This window comes from Pseudomonas sp. AN3A02 (assembly GCF_011765255.1).
Classification (GTDB): Bacteria; Pseudomonadota; Gammaproteobacteria; order Pseudomonadales; family Pseudomonadaceae; genus Aquipseudomonas.
Genome location: NZ_JAARNI010000007.1, coordinates 102,405 through 126,956, shown reverse-complemented (window position 1 = coordinate 126,956; position 24,552 = coordinate 102,405). Strand labels below are relative to the sequence as shown.

Annotated in this window: 12 protein-coding genes; 10 read left to right on the top strand and 2 right to left on the bottom strand. The window is 61.6% G+C overall.

Annotated features, from left to right (window positions below):
• Positions 1-72: 72 nt before the first annotated feature.
• The 6 genes from HBJ59_RS23110 (at position 73) to HBJ59_RS23085 (ending at position 8,823) form a co-directional block, all read left to right on the top strand.
• Positions 73-2,145 carry a TonB-dependent copper receptor gene (locus tag HBJ59_RS23110; protein WP_167664854.1) on the top strand — a complete coding sequence of 691 codons (2,073 nt, stop codon included), beginning with the start codon at positions 73-75 and terminating at the stop codon, positions 2,143-2,145.
• A gap of 158 nt (positions 2,146-2,303) precedes the next feature.
• Entirely contained in the window at positions 2,304-3,686 is a 1,383-nt protein-coding gene (locus HBJ59_RS23105) for a PepSY domain-containing protein (protein ID WP_167664853.1), read from the top strand.
• A gap of 152 nt (positions 3,687-3,838) precedes the next feature.
• Entirely contained in the window at positions 3,839-5,944 is a 2,106-nt protein-coding gene (locus tag HBJ59_RS23100; protein ID WP_167664852.1) for a TonB-dependent siderophore receptor, read from the top strand.
• 139 nt (positions 5,945-6,083) lie between these two features.
• A complete protein-coding gene (locus tag HBJ59_RS23095) occupies positions 6,084-6,872 on the top strand; it encodes an ABC transporter ATP-binding protein (RefSeq protein WP_076017999.1) in 789 nt (262 codons plus the stop codon).
• Positions 6,869-7,816: an ABC transporter substrate-binding protein gene (locus HBJ59_RS23090; RefSeq protein WP_167664851.1), complete on the top strand. Its 948-nt coding sequence runs from the start codon at positions 6,869-6,871 to the stop codon at positions 7,814-7,816. Before HBJ59_RS23095 ends, HBJ59_RS23090 begins: the two co-directional genes overlap by 4 nt.
• On the top strand, positions 7,813-8,823 hold the full coding sequence (locus HBJ59_RS23085; protein ID WP_076018001.1) for an iron ABC transporter permease: 1,011 nt from the start codon (positions 7,813-7,815) through the stop codon (positions 8,821-8,823). Before HBJ59_RS23090 ends, HBJ59_RS23085 begins: the two co-directional genes overlap by 4 nt.
• On the opposite strand, the gene HBJ59_RS23080 is transcribed toward HBJ59_RS23085, so the two are convergent.
• Together HBJ59_RS23080 and HBJ59_RS23075 are read right to left on the bottom strand one after the other, a co-directional pair.
• Complete coding sequence (locus tag HBJ59_RS23080) at positions 8,820-14,765, bottom strand: hypothetical protein (RefSeq protein ID WP_167664850.1); 5,946 nt, start codon at positions 14,763-14,765, stop codon at positions 8,820-8,822. The two genes, HBJ59_RS23085 and HBJ59_RS23080, sit on opposite strands and share 4 nt — an antisense overlap.
• Before the next feature lie 122 nt (positions 14,766-14,887).
• Complete coding sequence (locus HBJ59_RS23075) at positions 14,888-19,459, bottom strand: DUF4329 domain-containing protein (RefSeq protein ID WP_167664849.1); 4,572 nt, start codon at positions 19,457-19,459, stop codon at positions 14,888-14,890.
• 245 nt (positions 19,460-19,704) lie between these two features.
• Between HBJ59_RS23075 and urtA the strand changes: the two genes are divergently transcribed.
• The 4 genes from urtA (at position 19,705) to urtD (ending at position 24,547) form a co-directional block, all read left to right on the top strand.
• On the top strand, positions 19,705-20,970 hold the full coding sequence (gene urtA / locus HBJ59_RS23070) for an urea ABC transporter substrate-binding protein (RefSeq protein WP_076018004.1): 1,266 nt from the start codon (positions 19,705-19,707) through the stop codon (positions 20,968-20,970).
• A 138-nt stretch (positions 20,971-21,108) separates the two neighbouring features.
• Positions 21,109-22,611: an urea ABC transporter permease subunit UrtB gene (gene urtB / locus HBJ59_RS23065; protein ID WP_167664848.1), complete on the top strand. Its 1,503-nt coding sequence runs from the start codon at positions 21,109-21,111 to the stop codon at positions 22,609-22,611.
• Complete coding sequence (gene urtC / locus HBJ59_RS23060) at positions 22,611-23,690, top strand: urea ABC transporter permease subunit UrtC (protein WP_063033353.1); 1,080 nt, start codon at positions 22,611-22,613, stop codon at positions 23,688-23,690. Before urtB ends, urtC begins: the two co-directional genes overlap by 1 nt.
• Positions 23,687-24,547, top strand: a complete 861-nt coding sequence (gene urtD / locus HBJ59_RS23055) for an urea ABC transporter ATP-binding protein UrtD (RefSeq protein ID WP_003217378.1) — start codon at positions 23,687-23,689, stop codon at positions 24,545-24,547. Before urtC ends, urtD begins: the two co-directional genes overlap by 4 nt.
• Positions 24,548-24,552: the final 5 nt, after the last annotated feature.

Sequence of the window (24,552 nt, the reverse complement as noted above, 5' to 3'; positions counted from 1 at the left end):
CCCCGGCCGACTTTAGACAGACAGCCGCAGGCTGCTGGCCGTGTTGTTTACGAATGATTGATGGAATTTTTCATGTCCAGGTTTTCTGCTGACACCCGTTTGGGACGTACTCCCGTGTTCGCCGTTTTGTGTGGTGCGCTGCTGGTTCCACAGGCCCACGCCGACGAACATGCCGACCACAATGAACTGAGCCCGACGGTGATCACGGCGGTCGCCCCCAGCTCGCCGCTGACCGTCGTCACCAACCCGAAAGACCCGCGCCAGCCAGTGCCCGCCAGCGATGGTGGCGACTATCTCAAGACCATCCCCGGCTTCGCTCTGGTGCGCAACGGCGGCACCAACGGCGACCCGGTGCTGCGGGGCATGTTCGGTTCGCGCCTGAATATCCTCACCAACGGCAGCATGATGCTCGGTGCCTGCCCCGGCCGGATGGACGCGCCCACCTCCTATATCTCGCCGGAAACCTACGACAAGCTGACGGTGATCAAGGGCCCGCAAACCGTACTCTGGGGCCCTGGTGCTTCAGCCGGCACGATCCTGTTCGAGCGCGAGCCCGAGCAGTTCGGCGAGCTGGGCACGCGGGTCAACGCCAGCATCCTGGCAGGCTCCAACGGGCGCTTCGACAAAGTCGTCGATGCGGCGGCGGGCGGGCCGCTGGGTTATGTGCGGGTGATCGGCAACCAGGCCCACGCCGATGACTACAAGGACGGCAACAACGACACCGTCGCCTCGCGCTACGACAAGTGGAACGGCGACGTGGCCGTGGGCTGGACCCCGGACGCCGACACCCTGCTGGAACTCACCGCCGGCCGTGGCGATGGCGAAGCCCGCTACGCCGGGCGTGGCATGGATGGCTCGCAGTTTTTGCGCGAGAGCCTCGGATTGCGATTCGAGAAGTCGAATATCGGCGAGGTGCTGGATAAGATCGAAGCGCAGGTCTACTACAACTACGCCGACCATGTGATGGACAACTACACCCTGCGCGTCCCGTCGGGCACCGGGATGATGGCCGGCCCCATGGCGTCCAACGTCGACCGCCGCACCCTCGGCGCACGCATCAAGGCCACCTGGCGTTGGGCCGATGTGCAGTTGATCAGCGGCCTTGATGCACAAACCAACGAGCACCGCCAACGCAGCGCCATGGGCGTCGACACCTACAAGGACCTGCCCCGCAGCAAGGACGCCAACTTCCACAACTACGGGGTATTTGGCGAACTGACCTGGTACGCCGCCGACCGCGACCGCGTGATCACCGGCGCTCGTGTGGACCGCGCCTCGGCCAAGGATTTCCGGCAAGCCATCGGCTCCGGGATGATGAGCAGCCCTAACCCCACCGCCGACAAAGCCCGCGCCGATACCTTGCCGTCGGGCTTTGTGCGCTACGAGCACGACCTGGCCGACAGCCCGACCACCCTGTACGCCGGCCTAGGGCACTCCGAACGTTTCCCGGATTACTGGGAGCTGTTTTCCCCCAACACCGGGGCGGTCGGTTCAGTGAATGCCTTCGATGGCGTGAAGCCTGAGAAAACCACCCAACTGGATTTCGGGCTGCAATACAAATCCGCAGATCTGGACGCCTGGGCCTCGGGCTACGTTGGCCAGGTGCGCGACTTCATCCTGTTCGATTACCAGCCGGGCATGATGGGCACCACTTCCCAGGCGCGCAATGTGGATGCGCGAATCATGGGCGGTGAATTGGGCGCCGCATACAAGCTGACCGACAACTGGAAAGCCGATGCCACCTTCGCCTACGCCTGGGGCAAGAACAGCAGCGACGGCAAACCGCTGCCGCAAATCCCGCCGCTGGATGCGCGCTTCGGGCTGACCTACAGCCAGGACGACTGGAGCGCCGGCGCCTTGTGGCGGGTGGTCGCGGCGCAAAACCGCATCGACCAGAACAAGGGCAACGTGGTCGGCAAGGACTTCGACAAGAGCTCGGGGTTTGGCGTGTTCTCGCTGAACGCGGCGTATCGCATCAACAAGAATTTCAAGGTCAGCACCGGCGTCGACAACCTGTTCGGCAAGGCATACGCCGAGCACCTGAACCTGGCCGGCAACGCCGGGTTCGGCTACCCGGCCAATGACCCGCAAGCCATCAAGGAACCGGGGCGCACGCTCTGGACCAAGGTGGACATGAGCTTCTAATGCCCAGTGCAGGAGCGAGCTTGCTCGCGAAAATCACCAACGATAACGCGGGGCTTCTGTATGACCGCGGCGTCCTCAGGTTCTTCGCGAGCAAGCTCGCTCCTACGGGATTGCGTTCATCAACGAATAACCAAAATGCCTTTGCGGAGCAGCCCCTGATGAGTACACCCAAGATTTCCTTCTACAACCTGGCCTGGCGTTGGCATTTCTACGCCGGGCTGTTTGTCGCGCCGTTCATGGTGCTGCTGGCCCTGACCGGCATCATCTACCTGTTCAAACCCCAGCTCGACCCGCTGATGTACGGCAACCTGCTGACGGTGCAAAGCGCCGAACACGCACTGAGTGCCGACGAACAACTGCAACGCGCCCAAGCCGCCTATCCCCAAGGCAAAATCAGCAAGTACCTGCCACCTGCCGACGCCACCAGCAGCGCGCAATTCGTGATGCGCAACGACGGGCACGAAGCGACGGTATTCGTCGACCCGTATCGCGGCACCGTGCTCGGTGAACAGGATTCCAAATACAACCTGCAAGCCATCGCTCGTGCGCTGCATGGTGAGTTGATGATCGGCACCATCGGCGATCGCCTGGTGGAACTGGCCGCCGGCTGGGGCGTGATGCTGGTGATTTCGGGCCTGTATCTGTGGTGGCCGCGTGGCAAGTCGGCGGCCGGCATTCTGTGGCCACGACTGGGCAGTCGCGGCCGCTTGTTCTGGCGGGATTTGCACGCGGTCGCCGGCTTCTGGGGCGCGGCTTTCCTGCTGGTGATGCTGCTCAGCGGTATGACCTGGACCGGCTTCTGGGGCAAGCAATATGCCGAACTGTGGAATAAATTCCCGGCGGCGATGTGGAACAACGTACCGCAGTCCGACCAGCAGGCCCGCAGCCTCAACACCGCGAGCCAACAGACCGTGCCGTGGGCCATGGAAAACACGCCGATGCCGATGTCCGGCGAGCATGCCGAGCACATGAAGCACGCCGGCATGAGCCAGGGCCCGGCAGCCCCGAGTATCCGCCTGCAACAGGTGGTAGACCTCGCCAACTCACGCAAGGTCGAGCCCGGCTACAGCATCACCTTCCCCACCACCGCCGAAGGCGTGTTCACCATCGCGGTGTTTGCCAACGACCCGCGCAACGACGCCACCCTGCATGTGGACCAATACTCCGGCAAGGTCCTGGCCGATGTGCGCTGGGAACACTACAACACCGTGGCGCGGGTCACCGAATCCGGCGTGATGCTGCACGAAGGCAAGATGTTTGGCGTGGTCAATCAGATCATCGTGCTGCTGATTTGCCTGATGATCCTGCTCAGTGCCGTCAGCGGCCTGGTGATCTGGTGGAAGCGTCGGCCACAGGGCAGCCTGGGGGTTCCACCGTTGCGCCATGACCTGCCGAAATGGAAAACCGCGATGGCGATCATGCTTGGGCTGGCGATTGTCTTTCCGCTGGTGGGCGCCTCATTGATTGTGGTCTGGGCGTTGGATCGCCTGGTGCTTTCACGTCTGTTTGGCCAACGTGAATCTGCTTCAGGTTCAGCGTGAAACAGACGAGATGCCCTGCCTAGAGGCGTTATGTAGTCTTACGCGGGCTTTCGCCCACGTCGCACAAAGTGTTATGTTGTAACACTTAATGCGTTCCCCCTCTCGCCGCGCCCAGCGGCGAGTACCGCCTCGAAGAAGCGATTTATCGTCCGATGAACAAGTACCTTGCGTCCGGCCTGTGCCTGCTCGCCCTGCAAAACAGTGCCCAAGCCCTGACGCTTCCCGCCAGTGCCGTGTCCGCCCCAGCCGTCGACGACGAGCGCGTCGACCTGCAAACCCCGACCACCGCAGGTTCGCGCTTGAACCTCACTGCCCTGCAAACCCCGGGCAGCGTTGAAAGCCAGACCGGCAAGCAGATTCGCGCCCGAGGCGATGCCACGGTGCAGGACGCCATTTCCCGGGCCACCGGCATCAGCCGCACCGGCACGCCGGGCGACGGCGGCACCTCGTTGTCGGCACGCGGTTTCACCGGCCAGAGTTCGGTGCTGCAACTGTACGACGGCGCTCGCATGTTCGATGGCGCGGGCACTTCCACCTTCCCGGTGGACACCTGGTCTGTGGAGCGGGTGGACGTACTGCGCGGTCCGGCCTCGGTGATGTACGGCCAGGGCGCCACCGGCGCGGTGATCAACACCCTCCCGAAGAAACCCTTCGAAGGCGAGATCGAAAACCATATCCGCCTGGGCTACGGCTCCTATGACCGCCAGCAGCAAGCCCTCGACAGCGGCGGCTCGCTGACCGACACCCTGAGCTATCGCCTGAACATCAACCGCCTGCGCAGTAACGGCTTCATCGACCGTGGCGACTCCAGCAGCGACTTCGTCAGCGGCGCCCTGCGCTGGCAGGCGGCGGACAACCTGAGCTTCACCCTGGCGTCCGACTACGGCGACCAGACCCCGCAAAACGACTACGGCACGCCGCTGATCAACGGCCAGTTGCACAAGGGCCTGCGGGACAAAAACTACAACGTCAGCAACGATATCCAGCACTACAACGACCAGTGGACACGCCTGACCAGCGAGTGGCAGATCAACGACAACGTCACCGCCACCAATGAACTGTCGTACCTGAAAAACCAGCGCCGCTGGCAGAACGCCGAGAGCTACAACTATGTCGACGGCGGGCTGGTACGCCAGAGCTACCTGGGCATCAAGCACAACCAGGAACAGATCGGCGACCGCCAGACCTTTACCTTCAAACACACCCTGTTCGGCCTCGACAGCCAGACGGTGACCGGCGTCGAGTACAACCGCATTCGCTTTCGCCTGGCCAGCAACTCGCCGTTCGATGACCTGACGAACGCCGGCCAACCGGTGGACATCAACCGCCCGGTACCGCAACCGTTTGAAAGCGCCAGCCCCTTCGTTCCGCAGTCCGTCAGCACCACCAAACAGCTGGCTGCGTTCGCCGAAAACCGCCTGCAACTGACTGATCAACTGTCACTGATCACCGGCGTGCGCCGCGACTACGTGCACATCGACAGTGACTCCCTGGTGGATGGCAGCGACGCCAACAAGACCTTTACCGGCAACAACTGGAAATCCGGCCTGGTCTACGCGATCACCCCGGACACCTCGGTATACGGCCAGTACGCCACCAGCACCGACGGCGTCGGCAGCCTGATTACCCTGAGCCCGAGCCAGCAGCAGTTCGGCCTGTCCACCGCCAGGCAAGCCGAGATCGGCCTCAAGCAGGCGTTCTGGGACTCGCGGGGTGAATGGACGCTGGCGGCCTACCACATCGTCAAAAAGAAGCTGTTGGTGAGCATCCCAGGCACCACCCTCAAGGAACAAATCGGCCAGCAATCCTCCAACGGCCTGGAAGCCAGCCTCGACCTGCAACTGCCGAACGCCTGGCAGTTGCAAGCCAATGCAGCCATCGTGCGTGCGCAGTACGACGACTTTTCTGAAGTGGTCAACGGCCAGGCCGTGTCCCGCGACGGCAACCGCCCCACCGACGTACCGCGCCGCACCGCCAACCTGTGGCTGAGCAAAGCCATCACTGACGACGTTCGCGCCGGTGCCGGCGTGCGTTATGTAGACTCGCGTTTCGCCAACGCCGGCAACACCAGCGAAGTGCCGAGCTACACCGTGGTCGATGCCAGCGTGTCGTGGAAAGCCATGCGCAACACGACATTGGGCCTGCAATTGAATAACCTGTTTGACCGCACCTACGCCGTCAGCCAATACAATGACGGCCAGCAATGGATCCTGGGTGAGCCCAGGTCGTTCTTTGTGACGGCGGACTACACCTTCTAACTGAACGCAACACTGTCCAAATGTGGGAGCGGGCTTGCTCGCGAATGCGGTGTGTCAGGCACTGTATCTGTTACTGATCCAACGCTTTCGCGAGCAAGCCCGCTCCCACATTTGTCCTGTGTTGGACCTGAGAGTAAAGATGACCTCACTCAACCTCACCGACCTCGCCTGGGCCCCACCCGGCCACGAGCACTGTCATCACCAGTTCCAACTGCGTGACGCCAGCCTGCGGGTGAGTGCCGGTGAGTTTGTCGGGCTGATCGGCCCCAACGGCAGCGGCAAGACCAGCCTGCTGCGGTGCGCCTATCGGTTCAGCAAACCGGCGGCGGGTGAGGTGCTGCTGGAACACCAGAACGTCTGGAAGCAATCCTCGAAGTGGTGCGCGCAACGTATCGCCGTGGTGCTCCAGGAGTTTCCCGATGCGTTCGGCCTGCGAGTGGATGAAGTGGTCGCCATGGGCCGCACGCCTCACAAGGGGCTGTTCGACAGCGACACCCTTGAAGACCGCAACCTGATCCGCCAGGCCCTCGAATCCGTCGGCCTGCTGGGTTTTGAAGACCACGCCTTCGCGACCCTTTCGGGCGGCGAAAAACAGCGGGTGATCCTGGCCCGCGCCCTGGCCCAACAACCGCAACTGTTGATCCTCGACGAACCGACCAACCACCTCGACCCGCGCTACCAGCTGCAATTGCTGCAACTGGTCAAGCGCCTGAACATCGGCACCCTGGCCAGCATTCATGACCTGAACCTGGCCGCCGCGTTCTGTGATCGGCTGTACGTGATCAACCACGGGCGCATCGTCGCCAACGGCACACCTCACGAGGTGCTGACCGCCGAATTACTGCGCGAAGTGTTCGGCGTTGAAGCATTGATCGACACTCACCCCTTGTCCGGCTACCCCCGAATTACCTGGATAACCCAACCATGATCCTGCGCTCCCTGCTGTCTCTCGCGTTGCTGCTCGGCACTGCTCAAGCGTTCGCCGAAGCGACTCATTACCCGTTGAAAATCAAAAGCTGCAACCGCGAAGTGACCTTCGCCGAGGCCCCAAAACACGCGGTCAGCCACGACATCAACATGACCCAGATGATGCTCGCCCTGGGCCTCAAGTCGCACATGGCCGGCTACAGCGGCGTGACCGGCTGGAAGTCCGTGACGCCGGAAATGGCGCAGATCCTCGACGGCCTGCCGGAACTGGCGAGCAAATACCCGTCGGTGGAAACCCTGCTCAACGCCAACGTCGACTTCTTCTTCGCCGGCTGGGACTACGGCATGCGCGTGGGCGGCGATCTCACCCCGCAAACCCTGCAACCGTTGGGCATCAACGTCTATGAGCTGACCGAGTCCTGCGCCTTCGTGATGAAGCGCCCGGCAGCCACCCTGGAAGACACCTATAACGATCTGCGCAACCTGGGCAAAATTTTCGACGTGCAGGACCGCGCGAATGCCTTGATCGCACAGATGCAGGCACAGGTCGCCGAAGTGCAGAAAAACCTGCCGGCCGACAAACCCCGCGTATTCCTCTACGACAGCGGCGAAGACCGCGCCATGACTTCCGGCCGCCTGGGCATGCCCCAGGCACTGATCGACGCCGCCGGCGGGCGCAACATTCTGGATGACGTGGACGCCAGCTGGACCCGGGTCAACTGGGAAACCGTGGTGGAACGCAACCCGCAAGTCATCGTGATCGTCGACTACAGCGAAATCACCGCTGATCAAAAAGAGCAGTTCCTGCTGAACAACCCGGCGCTGCAATCGGTGGACGCCATCAAGAACCAGCGCTTTATCGTGATCCCCTATGTGCAAGCCACGCCGGGCATCGACAACGTGCTGGCGGTTGAAACCCTGGCCAAGGGGTTCCACGGCGAATGATTACCCGTCGCTATGCCCTGCTGCTGAGTGCTCTTGGCGCGTTGTTGCTGATCTCTTGCGTGGTCTCGCTGGGGTTCGGCTCGGCGCGGGTGCCGGTGGACGTGGTGTGGCGGATCCTGCTGCATAAAGCCTTCGGCGTTGGCGAGGTGGACTGGAGCGCGGGGCAGGAACACATCGTGTGGCTGATCCGCGTGCCGCGCATGCTGCTCGGCGCGTTGGTGGGCGCCGGGCTGGCGTTGATCGGTGCGGTGTTGCAGGCGGTGACACGTAACCCGCTGGCGGATCCGCACCTGCTGGGCGTGACCTCCGGCGCCACCCTCGGCGCGGTGATCGTGGTGTTGCATGTGGGTGAAGTGATCGGCCTGCTGACCCTGCCCATCGCGGCGTTCATCGGCGCGTTGCTGAGCATGATCGTGGTGCTGGCGGTGGCCAGTCGCAACGGTCGGCTGGAGAGTGACCGCCTGCTGTTGTGCGGGGTGGCGGTGTCATTCGTGATGATGGCGGTGGCGAATTTGCTGCTGTTCATGGGTGATCACCGCGCGGCCTCGGCGGTGATGTTCTGGATGCTCGGCGGACTCGGGTTGGCGCGCTGGGAACTGCTGGCGATTCCCTTCGCCACGGTGTTGCTGGGGCTGGTGTTACTGCTGGGGATGGCGCGCCCGTTGAACGCGTTGATGGCTGGCGAACAGACCGCCGTGACCCTGGGCCTGAACGCACGCAATGTGCGGCTCAAGGTGTTCCTGATCGCCTCGCTGATGACCGGCGTGCTGGTGTCCATCAGCGGCTCCATCGGCTTTGTCGGGCTGATGGTGCCGCACATTGCCCGGCGCCTTGTAGGCGCCGAGCATCGCCGTTTACTGCCCGTGTGTGTGCTGCTGGGCAGTGTGTTCCTGGTGTGGGTCGATGTGGCCGCACGCACCCTGATCGCCCCGGAGGACCTGCCCATCGGTGTGGCCACGGCAGCCATTGGCGGTCTGTTTTTTATCGGGTTGATGCGCAGGCGTTAAACGTCCTGGTCGGCCTCCTTGAGTTCATGCAGCAGCCGCCGCCCGACCTGGCTGCGAGGTTGCCAAAAATGGTCGGCTTCCAGGATGGTCAGTTTGCCCAAGGTGGCCAGCCGGCGGATCACCTCGCTGGGCTTGACCTTCACCACGCCCGTGTTTTCGTCAATCCAATCATCGCGCAGCAACTGGCTTTCGTCCGAATGATAGCTGGGCTCATAGACAATCAGCGCGCCTTGCACCGGAGTGAAGTAGTAACGCGGTCCGGCCACCGGTTCATTGCGCAGCATCTCAATGAGTCCGCGAATTTCGTACTGGGCAATGAAGTTGTGGGCTAAGGCTTCCTCGTAACGATCAGCCATGCGTTGGCGTGCGCTGTGAATTTTGAACAACTGCTGCACACCCATCACCTTGAAGCCTGCCGGGTATTGAATCGAAGGGTTGGGGTAGCGCAAGTTCATCATGCTGAACAATGCCTTGTAGGCCGGTGTGTCCATCCGCATTCCCACCGCCACCGACGGGCCCGGATCCGCCACGGGATGCACCGCGATAAAGGTGTCGCTGTCGCCATTACCAAGGATCGCCCCCAGCCGTGGCGGGGTTGGCTGGTTTTTGAAACGTTGCCACACCAGGCGCGCGGCATCATCCGGGTGGCCGCACAATGGCCCCAGCGCCAGGCGCGTATCCAAAACTGTCAGCGTCGTAGCCAGGCGTTTTACTCGCGGTAGCAGGGCATCCCAGAATGGGCTGCTGTCGAGCACGCGGACTTCACCGGACTCAGCCAGTTTCAGCACATGGCTGTCATTGCTGCCACGGCTCTCGAGGCGGCGCAGATACCCCTCCTGTCGGTGGCTGGAATCCCAGTCAGGGTCTATCTGGACGGCCTGATAACGGTACAGCGAACCGTCGGCACAGGACACATACAGCGGCAGGAAGCGCTCGACACGCTGATTCAGCACCTGCAGAAAACTCAGTACCGCACGCACCACCGCCGGGGCCAGCAGTTGCTCATAGCCCTGTGCCTGAGGGAACCCGGCGGTGGCCTTCTCGGGTAGCCGCAGATACAGGCCGTGCAGGCTATAGCCGCCGGGCAGGTTGCCACGCAGGAATACGCGGTCGTAGCGGAACTGCAAGTCATCGCCCTTGACCGGTGCACTCGCGACAAAATGCCCGTTGTCGGAAGACTTGAGGATCAGGCCAAAGGTCAGCACGCCACGCCCGGTGGTGCCTTGATGCCCGTCGCGAGCAGCATCGTCGGCATGCTTGAACACGGGCCCCATGGCTCGATCTGCCACGGCATGCAGGGCCGCCTCAGGCGCAATATACGCCAGGGCCGGCATCCAGCCCGGCAGTACGCGCTTGGCAATCCCCCACAACGGGCCGCCCTCGAGCACTTGCAAGGTGCCCACCCGTGCCAGTTGGTTGACCAGTTCGGTCGGGGTTTTACGGCCCGCGCGCAGCTGCTGTTCAATGGCGTTACTGTCGGGATCCTGGGGTGCCAGGCTGTTGGGCGCGAGGGAAGTTTCCAACTGGTTGAGCAACTGCGTCGCTTCGTCTCGCTGGGCGTTGCTCATCAGGTTGCGCTCGGCGTCCCGGGTACTGAAACCGATCAGTGAACCGTCCGGCGTCAGCAGGTATTCGTGGGTCCACAGGTGGCCGGACTTCAGCGCGGTCTCCAGGGTCTTGGTGGAGAACAGGTTTTGATACGTCGCGTTTTCCTGAGTCCCCAGCCAGAACGGCAGCACCCGGGCAGCCCGCGAGCGGTAACGCCCGACCACTTTCCAACCGGGTGTCAGCAGCGCCTGGCTGACGTCCATGACGGGCAGGATCACGTTCGGGTCAAAGTCTTCACTCAACACCTGGATGCCCAGGGTAGCGACGAACTTGCCATTGCGTTGCAGCACCAGGCCACCGTATAGCGTGTCGCGATGTGGACCTAATTGCTGATGGACGTAACGTACGGCATCCGCCTGATTACTGAACAGCGGGCTCAAGCCTCGACGCATGAAGCCGCCAAAGGCGACCCAGGGTGCCTGGCTGACGTCCAGCTTGCCCGTCAGCGCCCAGCACTCACTCGGCACAAGCACACTCAGCCAGCTCAACTTCGCCACTTGGTTGACGAACCCCACCGCCGATAACTGGCCGCTGGACAACAAGGTCTGAACATCCTCGAAATTACCCGACGCCTGGCGGACCGGGTCGAACAAAGTTGAGGAGACCGGCGCTTGAACACGTAACAGTGCACGGTCGAGGGTCGAGATAAACACCGGCAAACCGCTCAAGGCTCCCGGCTCGCGCTGGCGCTTGGCTTCAACCGTAGCGCCGGCCAAATCCTCCGCTGACAGGAAGTGCTGCGCCAGCCAGCGTTCGGGACTGCCAAGCCCCTGCGGCATCCAGTGTCGTGCGTAGAACAAGGCATGCAACTGGTAACCCTCGGGGTAAATAACCTTGCCCTGCGCATCCACATCAAACAAGTCGTTCAAGGCGAACAACTCAGCTCTGCTCCACGAGGGCACGACCTCGCTGCTGACAAACGCATTCCTGTCCCGATGTTTGAGGATGAACGCAAATCCGGTTTGCGTCGGCCCGCCACGGTGTAACTTCGCGTGCAACGCTTGGGCGGATTCATCGGCACTGGCACACACTTGGCCGAAGGCAACCTGCTGCGGGCGTTGACTGCGGGGGATTGGCAAACGCGGGCGCCAGTGCTCGGTGATCAGCCCCGGCGCCCCCCAAAGCGGGCTGGACTGCACCACACGCACACTGCCGGCGCTCGCCACTTGCCTGACCCACTCCTGGGCCGTCAGCGTTCCATTGGCGAGGTTAAGCGCCGCCGGGCTTTGTTGTGTCGAGGGGGTGACGTCATTGAGCAGTTTCGCCAGCCCAGAGGAGTCGACCAGGTCATACACCAGCAAACTGTCCTCGTCGGCTGACAGGTAGGCGACTGGCACTTGCCGGCGGTTCTGGATCAGCGTGTAGAGGTCGTCGGGACTGAACATCTGCGCGGCCAGGTAAATATCATCCCTTGACCAGCCTGTGCGCAACATACGCTCGGGCTCGATCAGTGACATGCCGCGACAGGATGCGTAAAGCGCTTTCAGCCCATGTTTCACAGGCAGCAGCGAACGTCCCTTGGTGTCCTGAGGGTACACAAACCCCAGTGCAAAACGCCCGGAGTCGCTGGCATACAACGGCTCAGTCGCCACGTACAAACCATCCGGGCGTTGCAGAATATAGCCGCAGTATTCGCGCTCACGTTGACTGCCGATCTGTCCGTGAGCATAACGCGCCGCGTCTTCTATTTTTACAAAGGCGGGGCTCAGTTGAGGCCGCGCGGCCAATGCATAGGGCCGCCAGGTTTCGCTGACCAGCCCGGACACATCCCACAGCTTGCCCGTCTGAAGTACCGCCAATGACCCGGCTTCGGCGACTTTCAGGATCAGTTCGCGGGGAGTCAGCGTGCCGGCCCGCAACTCGTCTTCCAGGCCGTTGTCGGTGACACTGCCATCGGGCAATACCGTGTAAAGCTGGCTTTCTTCAGCTGAATGGGACGCCTCATAGCCCAGTTGCGCGCCATCGCTGGTGCTGAGGTACAGCGCCAGGTTGTTGCCAGGGCTGGTGCGAAAGGCCGCAACGGCCTGGGCGAAATCCGAGGTGGGGAAAAACGACTCGTAAACCCAGGGCTCGCTGGCCACGCCGGTGCTGTCAGGTTCGCTCTGACAGTACCAGCCTCGCAATGCGAAGCCAGATGGCAAGCGTGGCTGACCGTCGCCATCAAAGGGGAACAACCGTGAAAGTGCGAAGAGCCCATGCGTATCACCGGACGGCACGCTATCGCCAGGCTCGCTGACCACGTATTCCAATTCAGTCTGGTGCTTGAGAATACAACCGATACGCCGCCCGCCAGCATGCGCCTGCATACGATTATGGGCGTAGGACACAGCGCTTGGCAGGTCCGTAAAGACCCAGCTCAACGGCGCATCAATCGCCGCTGCCGCGGCGAACGGGGTCTCTGGAGCCCAGGTTGCGGGCACCCGTCCCTGAATGTTGTACCAACTGTCATCGGCCAGCAGCACCGTCAGTTCGCTGAGTTTTACCAGCTCCTTGATCAGCCCCTCAGGCGTTCCGTCGTAGCCTTGTGCACGCTTTCTCAGTACCCCGGTTTGAAGGGTAACGCGCAGATAATCGGCAAACTCACGCTCAGCACGTGAACCACTGGAGACGTATTTGAGCAGCGTACCGTTCGGCCCGCTGGTGTAAAGCGTCTTTATCAAGTCGGCAAAATGTATGCTCAGATAAACCGAATGAGCATTCGGCGCGCTGATCATGAAAGCCAGTTGCCGGGGGCTGCGTCGAGAAAACTGGCGGCTGAGCTCGTCCATGTCGGCTTCAGCCCGATTGAACTGGGCAACGATGCGATACCCCTCAAGCTCGACACGAGTCAAGTACTCACCGGTGGGCGACGGTACTCCCCATACGGCGTCGCACTCATCGGAACGCAGCAGCTGCGTCGCGACAAACCGGCCATCGGCGCGTTGCAGAATAAAACTGATGAATAGAGCATCACGCTGCCTACCCGCCTGATAATGCACGTAGCGCGCCGCATCATCGGCCTTCACGAAAGCCGGGCTCAGGGATTGATGGATGCTCTCGAAGGCTCGCCACTGTTGATCGACCACCCCGACCCGGGTAAAAACCTGCCCGGTCGCTACCACTGTCAGCGTGCCCACTGCGGCTACTTGCCGAACAAATTCGGAAGGACTCAAGGTGCCAGCTTTCAGGCGTTTGTCGATCGGCTTGCCTTGATCGGTGAGCAGCTGTTTTTGCGCCTCGGACCCCGTGCAGTTGTACACCAGCAGGGCTCCATCGTTGGCCCGCAAATACAGGTTTATATCCATGTCATCGGAGGCGGCCGCGGTAACGCCTGTCGCCAGGACAGACGCCGTGAAAAAACTCTCGGCCAGCCACGACTCCCTGGCCACGGGGGGTCCGGCCTTCGCCGCCAGCGAGCAGTAGATACCATGGAGATAGAAGCCGCTTGGCAGCTTTGGCCGGCCCTTGGGCAACGCCAACGCATTGGGGGCGGCCGCAAATATCTTCTTCAACGCGGCATCGGGCAGCATCGCCACGTAATCCCCGGCGTCGTCCTTGAGCAAATAGCCAAAGTAGCTTTCCGGCGTCCGCGCATCCAGGGGCGGCAACGCCGAACGGACCGCGTCCTGCCAGCGGCGAAAAACCTGGGTACCCGGCAGCGATTGCCGGGACTGGGCGAGCTGTGCCACGGTTTGGTTGAGGGTCCAGGGCTCAACAATCTGTCCTGCTTTGCCGCCCAATTCCTTGTTGGCCACCACCACACGCAAGACACCGGATCTCGCCGTGAGGTTGATCAGGAAGATAAAGTCGTCAAAGTCCGTGGGTGGGCGGGTCGTTTCCAGTGTGCGTAAAAAACCTGTTTCGGTTATAGAGCCGCTGCTTTCATATTTGATCAACGAATCGTGAAGCCCCGACAAATAGTAAATCGGGCAGAACTCGCGCTGCCCAATGATAAATATCAGGCCCTTCATTGAAAAAAAGCTGGCATCCAGCCGCCGCTGTGCCGGACTCCAGTGCGCCAACTCTTTCTTCAATACGTCGCTGTCGTCGGCGCGCGAACTGTAAAAAGCGTAGACACTGAAGTCTTCAGGGTGAATGAAATCGCCCTTGGCGTCGGTCTTGAGAATAGCCTCGAAGTTGAACCCGCGGGCATCGCCAGATGCCGGTACCGTCGGCAGGTAGCGGCCATCCGCGCGCTTGAGGATCACCCCGCCATAGACCCGCTCGCGCTTGTTGCTGACCTGCATATGTGCCCAAAAGGCCGCATCGTTACCGGTGATAAATGCCGGCCCCAGAGGGGGAAGCTGCGCCACCGCCCTGGCAGGCTGCTCGTGTTGAGTTTCAGTGCTGTCCATGTCCATTGCCACCTGATTGAAATGAGAAAGCCTGGCGTCACCCTCGAAATCCGGGGCACGCCAGGCAGGCTTAACTTCCAATGAATTGGCCAGGCAAAGGCGTTAGATAGTTAACGGGCGGCCTACAGTTCATCTTTGTCCCGGCCAAAGTCGACTTGGTCTTCATCCGGCTCAGCTGGTACAACGACGAATTGCCACTTTTCGCTCAGCAGTCCTCGTCGTGTCCAGAAGCTGTCGCTGTCCAGTACAGACAACGTGCCGAACCGCCTCAACTGGCTAACCAACTGGCTGGGAGTAGACGGCAGGCTGGGGTTGAGCAGTGCGGTTTCCTGGCTGTTAAAACCGGGCATGTATTTCAACAGGGCACCTCCCCGGCAGGCCAGATAGCAACTCTTCGCCGCGGGTAAATTACGCTGCAACACTTCCACGTAGCTTCGCAAATCCTGAACAGCAACGAAGTTAGCCAAGAGGTGAATGTCCAGGGGCACCTTGCTTGATGTCGAGGGTATCGCCTTGTAGAACGCCTGCACTGCCGCGATGGTGTAGAAGTAAAGTTCGTGAGAGGGCGGCAAATCGAACCCACTGTGATTCGGCCAGAAAAACAACTCCAGGCTGCTTTGTTCACCCTGCGCCCCATCCACATCCTCCACCGGCTCTATCGCCACAAATCCAGGTGTGTGCGGCGGCACCAGTACCGCGCCCAGATACTCCCTGCCGGCGAACGGGCCCAACTGCTTCTGTGCAAACCGCGCCGCATCATCGGCATCGGCAAACAACGGGCCGCAGAACGAGTGGAAATAGGGATTGCTGCTGAAGCCATGCGGGCTTTGCTGGGAATGCCATTGCGCAGTGACCCGTCCGGAGCGCCCCCAGATGCGGCTAGGGATACGAACATCCAACTCGCCACTCGCTACCAGTGACAGCACGTACTCACTCACGCGCTGCGAGCCTTCCAGCAGTTGCGTCGCGTCCCGGGGGGCACGTCTCATCAACTCATACAGCACATTCGGCGCCGTCAGCCGATACCGCAGCAGCGCTCCGTCAGCGCAGATCAGGTAGAGCGGCAACACTCGCCCATTGACGGGTTTGTTGACGAAATTCAGCCCGTTGGCAATAGCCTGGGGGCCCTGGAAGCTATAGACCATGTCATCGCCCGGCTCGGCGATCGCCTCGTTGCTGGCGCACAAGTACAAGCCCTCCAGCGCATAGCCCTGGGGCAGTTGGCCGTTAGGGAAGACTTGCTTCAAGTCGGCGTAATGCGCCCTCACCAGCGGCAGGGTGACCATGTACTGTGCCTTGTTGAGGGCCTTGAGCAGGAAGCCGAACGCTGGTTGAGCACCTACCGTATATCCCTGCTGGGCATGGCGCACCGCATCGTAGGGCCGGGTAAATATCGGGCTGCAGGCCGGGTCGGCGAGGGACGCCCGAATCAACAGGGCAGCCGGGCGCTCGACGTTCGCAATGAACTCTGCGGTGATCTGTCGGGAAGGGCCCCAGACTTCACTGCCCTCGATAACCCGCAGGGTTCCGGCACGTGCGACCTGGCTGACAAAGTCACTCGGCAACAAGGTGCCCTCGCGCAATTGCTGCTCGATCACAGTGTCGGCATTGTCTCCCCTGACCAGATTGCGCGGCGTCAGCTGGTTTTTCAGTTGGTTCTCTGCGGCAGAGTCCGACAGGTGATAGCTGAGTACCGAACCACGTGGTCCGATGACGTATTCACGCTTGAGGTGCGCCTCTCGCAGCATTAGGCTCGACAAAACTGCGCTGGGTATCATGCTGGTGTAGATAGCCTTTTGGGTCGCTGTCAATAAAATCGGGACTTCTTGCTCCACCACCGATGAATAGCGCGCAACGATTGTGCTGCCCACCGTGTACAGCCCTTTGGCAAGGATTTGGTCGGGGTAAATCCAATCAAGTGTGAACCCCCGAGGCGGCACGGCCAACGGCTCGGTCGCTGCAAACAAACCATTGGCAAGCCGCAGGATCACCCCGCCATAAGCGCGCTTGCGGCCCTGCCCCACCATCTGCGCCACATACCGCGCCGCATCATCGGCGTTGGCGAAGGCCGGGCTCAATCGTCGCCGTGTAATGTGCTCGTAACCAGACCAAGTTTCGCTCACCGGGCCCAAAGTGTCCCAACGCGGGCTGGTGCGTACCACGCTCAGTCGCCCGCGTTTCGCCCAGATCTGCACGAAGTCCCGCGCCTGTTTCTGGCCGCTGGTCAACTCCTGGGTGGTTTGCTCAAGCTCGCTCTCCACCTGCCCGCCATGCCCTATCTGAATGGGTGCAGGCACGTATCGGAGTAGCGCGCCCTCAAGGAGCGAGAAATAAATCGGCAGGTTGTTGCCCTTGTTGTAATCCCTCCCCCTGCGAACCGAGTCGTAGAGCGCGATATACATCACCGCAGGCGTTACAAAGTTCTTCGTCAGCCAGCCCATCGAGGAGTTAAGCCCGGTCGGCGCCCATTGCTGGGATCGAAACAGCGCGTGCAGCACGAAGCCCTTGGGAAACACGTATTCATTCGTTTCCGCCACTGCAAACAGGCTGTTGAGCTTGAAAAGCACATTGGCGCGGTCGACACAGACCACCTCGCTGGCAATGTACTGCGCCTTGTCCTGGTGCTTGAGGACAAACGCAAAACAGTCTTGAGTCTCCAGATTGCGACCGTGCACGCGGGCATGCAGGTCGCGGGCGGCCTGGTCGGCCGTGGCAAACACCGCGCCATAGGTCGCGTAGACCGGCGGCCCAACCCTGGGCTCATACTTGGAATGGGGCGTCCAACTACTGCCAATGACCGAGCGCGGCCCCCACAACGGGTTGCCCTCTATGACCCTCAGGTTGCCGCTTGCCGCCAACTGGCGGACCCACTCGGCGGGCTTGCCCGTTGCATTATCAAAGACCGGCGCGGCTGACGTGTCGGTAGGTGTATACGCCAGCAGACAGTCCTTAGCGCCGGACAGGTACCCCACCTGCCGCGACAGAATGATCGAGCGTATCTGCTCTGGCGAAAACGCCTGCAGGTTGGTCAGCGCCTCGTCCTGCGTCCATCGACGCTTATCGACCCAGCCCCGATCAATCATCGACAGCGCCGGGTGCGAGCCGTAGCGACCGTGCACTTCATAGCGCTCCGGCGGAATCAGCGGCCCCGCCCCGCCCAGGGGAAAGAACAACCGGCCGTCAAAGGCATTGACGGAACTTTCCCGAGGTTCGGAGATAAAAAAGCCCCCGTCCACGCCCTTCAATACATAGCCGCCGTAGTAGTGAGCCCGCCGATTGCCGACCACCTCATGCGCGTGCAATGCCGCATCGTTGGCCGAGAGAAACGAGGCCTTCAGGATGATCGCCTCTGACACCGCCACCACCGCAGAACGAGCAGTCACGAGACCGACATCGCGCCACAACTGCCCAGCCTTCACGACCGACAATTCGGTGGCAGCCATCACCCGCCGCACATAGTCGCGAGGGCTCAGGCTGCCGTCTGCCAGCGCCGCCTGAGTGCCCGTGTCCTCAAGCACACCCGCATGGATCGCGTTTTGGGTCTGCGGCACCTTGAGCTTGAGCAACGCACCATCCGACGCCTGCATGTACAGCTGCAATCCACGACGCTCGTGCTGCAATGCCAGGGTTGCATTGGCCTGAGTGATGGCCGCCTGCACTTCGCCCGGCGTGAAGAAAGCGTCATACAGCCAGGACTCCCGGGCAGGCATGTCGGCAGCCGAGGGCGATGAGCGAAAGTAGATCGCCTCGAGTCGATACTGGGCGGGCAGCGCCCAACCGCTGCGCGTCATGGGTGGAAAACGGCCCTGAGGAGAAAATAGCGGCAGGTCTTCCTCCAGGGCAAAGGTCGCCACATAGCGGTCAGCATCCGAGTGCTTGAGCACAAACCCGCAGGTGCGCCGGCCAGGTATCACCATCGATGACGCAAGTGCCGCCCCCACTGCGTCTTCGGCACGCGCAAAGACCGGGGTCAACAGTGGCTGGCTGGTCACGGCCTTTGATGTAAAGGGTTCAAACACCACCCAGTCCGCCGGTACCTTCCCGATGGAGCCACCCCATAATGAGGTGGGCACGATCAGGCTCAACTCGCCCAAGGTAGAGATTTTCTTCACAAACTCACTGAACGGGCCATACACACCGACACGATTGCCCGTCGGTTTGCCCGCCTTGATCCACAAGGCAAAGCTGCGCTCCGCAGCCGAGCCGCTGGGGGCGTAGCGAATCAGTGAACCATCCGGCCCGGAGAGATACGCGGCCGGGAAAAACTCCCGGTCATCGACATCATGGGTAAAGTCCGAGCCGGAAAAGAACCCGAGGAAAGCCTTGACCATCCTCGCGTCAAACGAGCGGTTGCGCTGCTGAATCAACGCATGCCGGGCCGGGTGGGAGTGATAGGTCGCCACACAGGTGTAGCCCCGGGGTTGCTGGTAGTAGCCTTCGGGGCTGAGGGCGAGAACTTTGAGCAGGTTGAATTCTATCGCATCACCGGGCACGGGCTCGGTTGCAAAGTACCGCCCGGCAGGGTTCTTCATAATCACACCGCCGTACTCGCGGTCGCGGCGCTCGCCGATTTTGCGGTGCGCCCAGTAGGCAGCATCCGCCTCATGCAAAAAAGCCGGGCTTAACGGTGGCAAGCGTGCAGCGCCTCGGTTGGTGCTGGCGGCACGTCGCTCGCGGTCTAATCGGATCGCCATGGGAACTCCTTTCAAGTAATCGTCAGCGTCCATTCTCGGCGGCCCACTCAGCGTTCAAGCGGTAGGTAAGTAGCCCGGCACCATCCGGGTGCACCTGCGTGCACAGGCCGCCGCGATTGGCGCCGCATTGGTGCGTCGCCCACGCGCATAGTCCAAGCAAAGCTCTGGTGCACCACGATTGCGCGCCTCGGCACAGCCTTTGCAATCACTCCCTCATCACATCATTGAGTCATGGAGATTGCACAATGAAGCGTCGCAGCTTGATCAAGGCTTTCACACTGTCGGCGTCCATCGCCGCCATGGGCATGACCTGGACCGTACAGGCCGCCGAGACCATCAAGGTCGGCATCCTGCACTCTCTGTCCGGGACCATGGCCATCTCCGAGACCTCGCTGAAAGACATGGCGCTGATGACCATCGACGAGATCAACGCCAAGGGCGGTGTGAACGGCAAGATGCTCGAACCCGTCGTAGTAGACCCGGCCTCCAACTGGCCGTTGTTCGCTGAAAAAGGCCGCCAGTTGCTGACCCAGGACAAGGTCGCCGTGGTGTTCGGCTGCTGGACCTCGGTGTCGCGCAAATCGGTATTGCCGGTGTTCGAAGAGCTCAACGGCCTGCTGTTCTACCCGGTGCAATACGAGGGCGAAGAGATGTCGCCGAACGTGTTCTATACCGGTGCGGCGCCGAACCAGCAGGCGATCCCGGCGGTGGAATACCTGATGAGCGAAGAAGGCGGCGGCGCCAAGCGCTTCTTCCTGCTGGGCACCGACTATGTGTACCCGCGCACCACCAACAAGATCCTGCGCTCGTTCCTGCACTCCAAAGGCGTAGCGGATAAAGACATCGAAGAGGTCTACACCCCGTTTGGCCATGCCGATTACCAGACCATCGTGGCCAACATCAAAAAATTCTCGGCCGGTGGCAAGACTGCGGTGATCTCCACCGTGAATGGCGACTCCAACGTGCCGTTCTACAAAGAGCTGGCGAACCAGGGCCTGAAGGCTACCGACGTACCGGTCGTCGCCTTCTCCGTGGGTGAAGAAGAACTGCGCGGCATCGACACCAAGCCGCTGGTGGGCAACCTCGCCGCCTGGAACTACTTCCAGTCGGTGGAGAACCCGGTGAACAAGAAATTCGTCGCCGACTGGAAAGCCTACGCCAAGGCCCACAACCTGCCGGGCGCGGACAAAGCCGTGACCAACGACCCGATGGAAGCCACCTACGTGGGCATCCATATGTGGGCCCAGGCGGTGGAGAAAGCCAAGTCCACTGACGTCGACAAAGTGCGTGAAGCCATGGCCGGGCAGACCTTTGCCGCGCCGTCGGGCTTCACCCTGACCATGGACAAGACCAATCACCACCTGCACAAGCCGGTGATGATCGGTGAGATCCAGTCCGACGGGCAGTTCTCGGTGGTGTGGCAGACGGAGGAGCCGATTCGTGCGCAGCCGTGGAGCCCGTATATCCCGGGGAATGACAAGAAGCCGGATTACGCCGTGAAGAGCAACTAAGCCACACCACAGGTCAAATGTGGGAGCGGGCTTGCTCGCGAAAGCGGTGGATCAGTAAGGGATGCAGTGACTGACACACCGCATTCGCGAGCAAGCCCGCTCCCACATTTTGACCGCGCATGATCAGGACATTTGTTTATGCCCACTGCCCTCAAACGCTATCTCATGACGTTGTTGCTGTTGCTGCCCTTCGCCGCACACGCCAGCGACGCCGAAGACTTCATCAACGCCAACCCGATGCGACAAGCCAAGCTGCTCCAGGACTGGGCCGCCCAGCCCGACCCGGCGCGCATCGAGTTGGTGAACGCCCTGCAACAAGGCCAGATCAGCGTCAACGGTGAAACCAAAACCGTGCGCCTGAACAACCGCCTGCGCGGCCTGATTGACAACGTGCAAGCCAGCCAGGAATTGCTCGCAGCCGATCCCAAGGTGCGCCTTGCCGCAGCGCTTACCCTGCAAAAAAGCGCACAACCTGCGCAGCTGAAATTCCTCGACCAGCAACTCGCCGGTGAAACCAACGACGACGTACACACAGCCCTCAGCCTCGCCCTGGCCAACCTGCAACTGGTGGACCCCGACCCGGCTGTGCGCCTGGCCGCCGTGCGCTTGCTCGGCGGCACCGGTGACCCGCTGGCCCGTACTCGCCTGGAAGCCCTGCTCGCGCCTGGTGTCGAAGCCGACGCCACCGTGCACACCGCTGCCGAAACCAGCCTGGCCCAGGTCAAACGCAAACTGATGGTGGGCGAGATTCTCGGCCAGGCCTTCAGCGGCATGTCCCTGGGTTCGATCCTGCTGCTGGCAGCGCTCGGCCTGGCGATCACCTTCGGCTTGCTCGGGGTGATCAACATGGCTCACGGCGAGATGCTGATGCTCGGCGCCTACTCCACCTATGTGGTGCAGTTGCTGATGCAGCGCTACGTGCCCCAGGCCATCGAGTTCTACCCACTGATCGCGCTGCCGGTGGCGTTTTTTGTCACCGCCGCCATCGGCATGGCCCTGGAACGCACGGTGATTCGTCACCTTTATGGCCGCCCGCTGGAAACCCTGCTCGCTACCTGGGGCATCAGCCTGATGCTGATCCAACTGGTGCGCCTGGTGTTCGGTGCGCAGAACGTTGAAGTGGCCAACCCCGAATGGCTGTCCGGCGGGATTCAGGTGCTGCCCAACCTGGTGCTGCCCTACAACCGCATCGTGATCATCGCCTTCGCGCTGTTTGTGGTGGTGCTGACCTGGCTGCTGCTGAACAAGACGCGCCTGGGCCTCAACGTGCGCGCCGTGACCCAGAACCGCAACATGGCCGCCTGCTGCGGTGTGCCCACCGGGCGCGTGGACATGCTCGCCTTTGGCCTCGGTTCCGGCATCGCCGGCCTCGGCGGTGTTGCCTTGAGCCAGATCGGCAACGTCGGCCCGGACCTCGGCCAGAGCTACATCATCGACTCGTTCCTGGTGGTGGTGCTCGGTGGCGTCGGCCAACTGGCCGGTAGCGTCATGGCCGCCTTCGGCTTAGGGATAGCCAACAAGATTCTCGAACCGCAGATCGGCGCCGTACTCGGCAAGATCCTGATCCTCGCGCTGATCATTCTGTTCATCCAGAAACGCCCGCAGGGACTCTTCGCACTGAAAGGACGGGTGATCGACTGATGAACCAGCCATTGATGCTCACGGCCGCGCAAAAGGCCGGCCCCAAGGTGACCGTTGCGGTCGGTGCAGTGATCCTGATCCTGCTGCTGGCGCTGCCGTTGTTCTCGCTGTTGTCACCGGAAAACCCGCTGCACGTTTCCGCCTACACGCTGACGTTGGTGGGCAAGATTCTGTGCTACGCCATTGTCGCCCTGGCCCTGGATTTGGTGTGGGGTTACGCCGGGATGTTGTCCCTCGGCCACGGCTTGTTCTTTGCGCTGGGCGGTTATGCCATGGGCATGTACCTGATGCGCCAGGCGTCCGGCGATGAGCTGCCGGCGTTCATGACCTTCTTGTCGTGGACCGAGTTGCCGTGGTACTGGACCGGTACCAGCCACTTCCTCTGGGCCATGTGCCTGGTGGTGTTGGCGCCAGGTTTACTGGCGCTGGTGTTCGGGTTCTTCGCCTTCCGCTCGCGGATCAAGGGCGTGTATTTCTCGATCATGACCCAGGCCCTGACCTTCGCCGGGATGCTGCTGTTCTTCCGCAACGAGACCGGGTTTGGCGGCAATAACGGCTTTACCAATTTCCGCAGCATCCTTGGGTTTGGCATCACCGAACCGGGCACGCGGGCGGTGCTGTTTGTGGCCACCGTGGCGTTATTGGTGGCGAGCCTGTACATCGGCTGGCGCCTGGCCCAGAGCAAGTTTGGCCGGGTGTTGACGGCACTGCGGGATGCGGAAAACCGCCTGATGTTCTGCGGCTACGACCCACGTGGCTTCAAGCTGTTCGTGTGGGTGTTGAGCGCGGTGCTGTGTGGTTTGGCGGGCGCGTTGTATGTGCCGCAAGTGGGCATCATCAACCCCAGCGAAATGTCGCCGACCAACTCCATCGAGGCCGCTGTGTGGGTGGCCCTCGGCGGGCGTGGAACCTTGATCGGCCCGTTGCTGGGCGCCGGTGTGGTCAACGGCATGAAGAGCTGGTTCACCGTGGCGTTCCCCGAGTATTGGCTGTTCTTCCTCGGTGCGCTGTTCATTATCGTCACCCTGTATTTGCCCAAGGGTGTGATTGGCCTGCTGAAGAAAAGGGGCGACCAATGAGAATTACAGCGACGGCGGAATTCATGCTCGAGCCCATTCTTGAACCGAACAAAGACCAGGGCAGCGCCCGCGATGCCATCGGCCTCGGCCAGGCCGCGGGTAAAGGGCTGAACACCCGCCACGGCACGATCCTGACCCTGGAAGACATCAGCGTCAGCTTCGACGGCTTCAAGGCATTGAACGACTTGAACCTGTACATCGGCGTCGGCGAATTGCGCTGCATCATCGGCCCAAACGGCGCGGGCAAGACCACGCTGATGGACGTGATCACCGGCAAGACCCGGCCCAGCCACGGCAAGGCCTGGTTCGGCGAAACCCTCGACCTGACCAGCATGAGCGAAGTGCAGATCGCCCAGGCCGGCATCGGTCGCAAGTTCCAGAAGCCCACGGTATTCGAAGCCCTGAGCGTGTTCGAAAACCTCGAGCTGGCGCAGAAGACCGACAAGTCGGTGTGGGCCAGTTTGAGGGCGCGTTTGAGCGGCGAGCAGAAAGACCGCATCAGCGAAGTCCTCGACACCATCCGCCTCACCGCCTCGGTCAACCGCCCCGCGGGTTTGCTGTCCCACGGCCAGAAACAGTTTCTGGAAATCGGCATGCTGCTGATGCAAGACCCGCAACTGTTGCTGCTGGACGAACCGGTGGCGGGCATGACCGACGCCGAAACCGAATTCACCGCCGAGCTGTTCAAGCGCCTGGCGGGCAAGCATTCGCTGATGGTGGTGGAGCACGACATGGGCTTTGTCGGCTCGATTGCCGACCACGTGACAGTGTTGCACCAGGGCAGCGTGCTGGCCGAAGGGTCGCTGGAACAGGTGCAGGAAAATGAGCGAGTGATCGAGGTTTACCTCGGCCGCTGAACCTG

Excerpts from the sequence above, each read along its gene's own strand:
- HBJ59_RS23110 (WP_167664854.1), top strand. The coding sequence starts at position 73 with ATGTCCAGGTTTTCTGCTGACACCCGTTTGGGACGTACTCCCGTGTTC.
- HBJ59_RS23105 (WP_167664853.1), top strand. The coding sequence starts at position 2,304 with ATGAGTACACCCAAGATTTCCTTCTACAACCTGGCCTGGCGTTGGCAT.
- HBJ59_RS23100 (WP_167664852.1), top strand. The coding sequence starts at position 3,839 with ATGAACAAGTACCTTGCGTCCGGCCTGTGCCTGCTCGCCCTGCAAAAC.
- HBJ59_RS23095 (WP_076017999.1), top strand. The coding sequence starts at position 6,084 with ATGACCTCACTCAACCTCACCGACCTCGCCTGGGCCCCACCCGGCCAC.
- HBJ59_RS23090 (WP_167664851.1), top strand. The coding sequence starts at position 6,869 with ATGATCCTGCGCTCCCTGCTGTCTCTCGCGTTGCTGCTCGGCACTGCT.
- HBJ59_RS23085 (WP_076018001.1), top strand. The coding sequence starts at position 7,813 with ATGATTACCCGTCGCTATGCCCTGCTGCTGAGTGCTCTTGGCGCGTTG.
- HBJ59_RS23080 (WP_167664850.1), bottom strand. The coding sequence starts at position 14,765 with ATGGACAGCACTGAAACTCAACACGAGCAGCCTGCCAGGGCGGTGGCG.
- HBJ59_RS23075 (WP_167664849.1), bottom strand. The coding sequence starts at position 19,459 with ATGGCGATCCGATTAGACCGCGAGCGACGTGCCGCCAGCACCAACCGA.
- urtA (WP_076018004.1), top strand. The coding sequence starts at position 19,705 with ATGAAGCGTCGCAGCTTGATCAAGGCTTTCACACTGTCGGCGTCCATC.
- urtB (WP_167664848.1), top strand. The coding sequence starts at position 21,109 with ATGCCCACTGCCCTCAAACGCTATCTCATGACGTTGTTGCTGTTGCTG.
- urtC (WP_063033353.1), top strand. The coding sequence starts at position 22,611 with ATGAACCAGCCATTGATGCTCACGGCCGCGCAAAAGGCCGGCCCCAAG.
- urtD (WP_003217378.1), top strand. The coding sequence starts at position 23,687 with ATGAGAATTACAGCGACGGCGGAATTCATGCTCGAGCCCATTCTTGAA.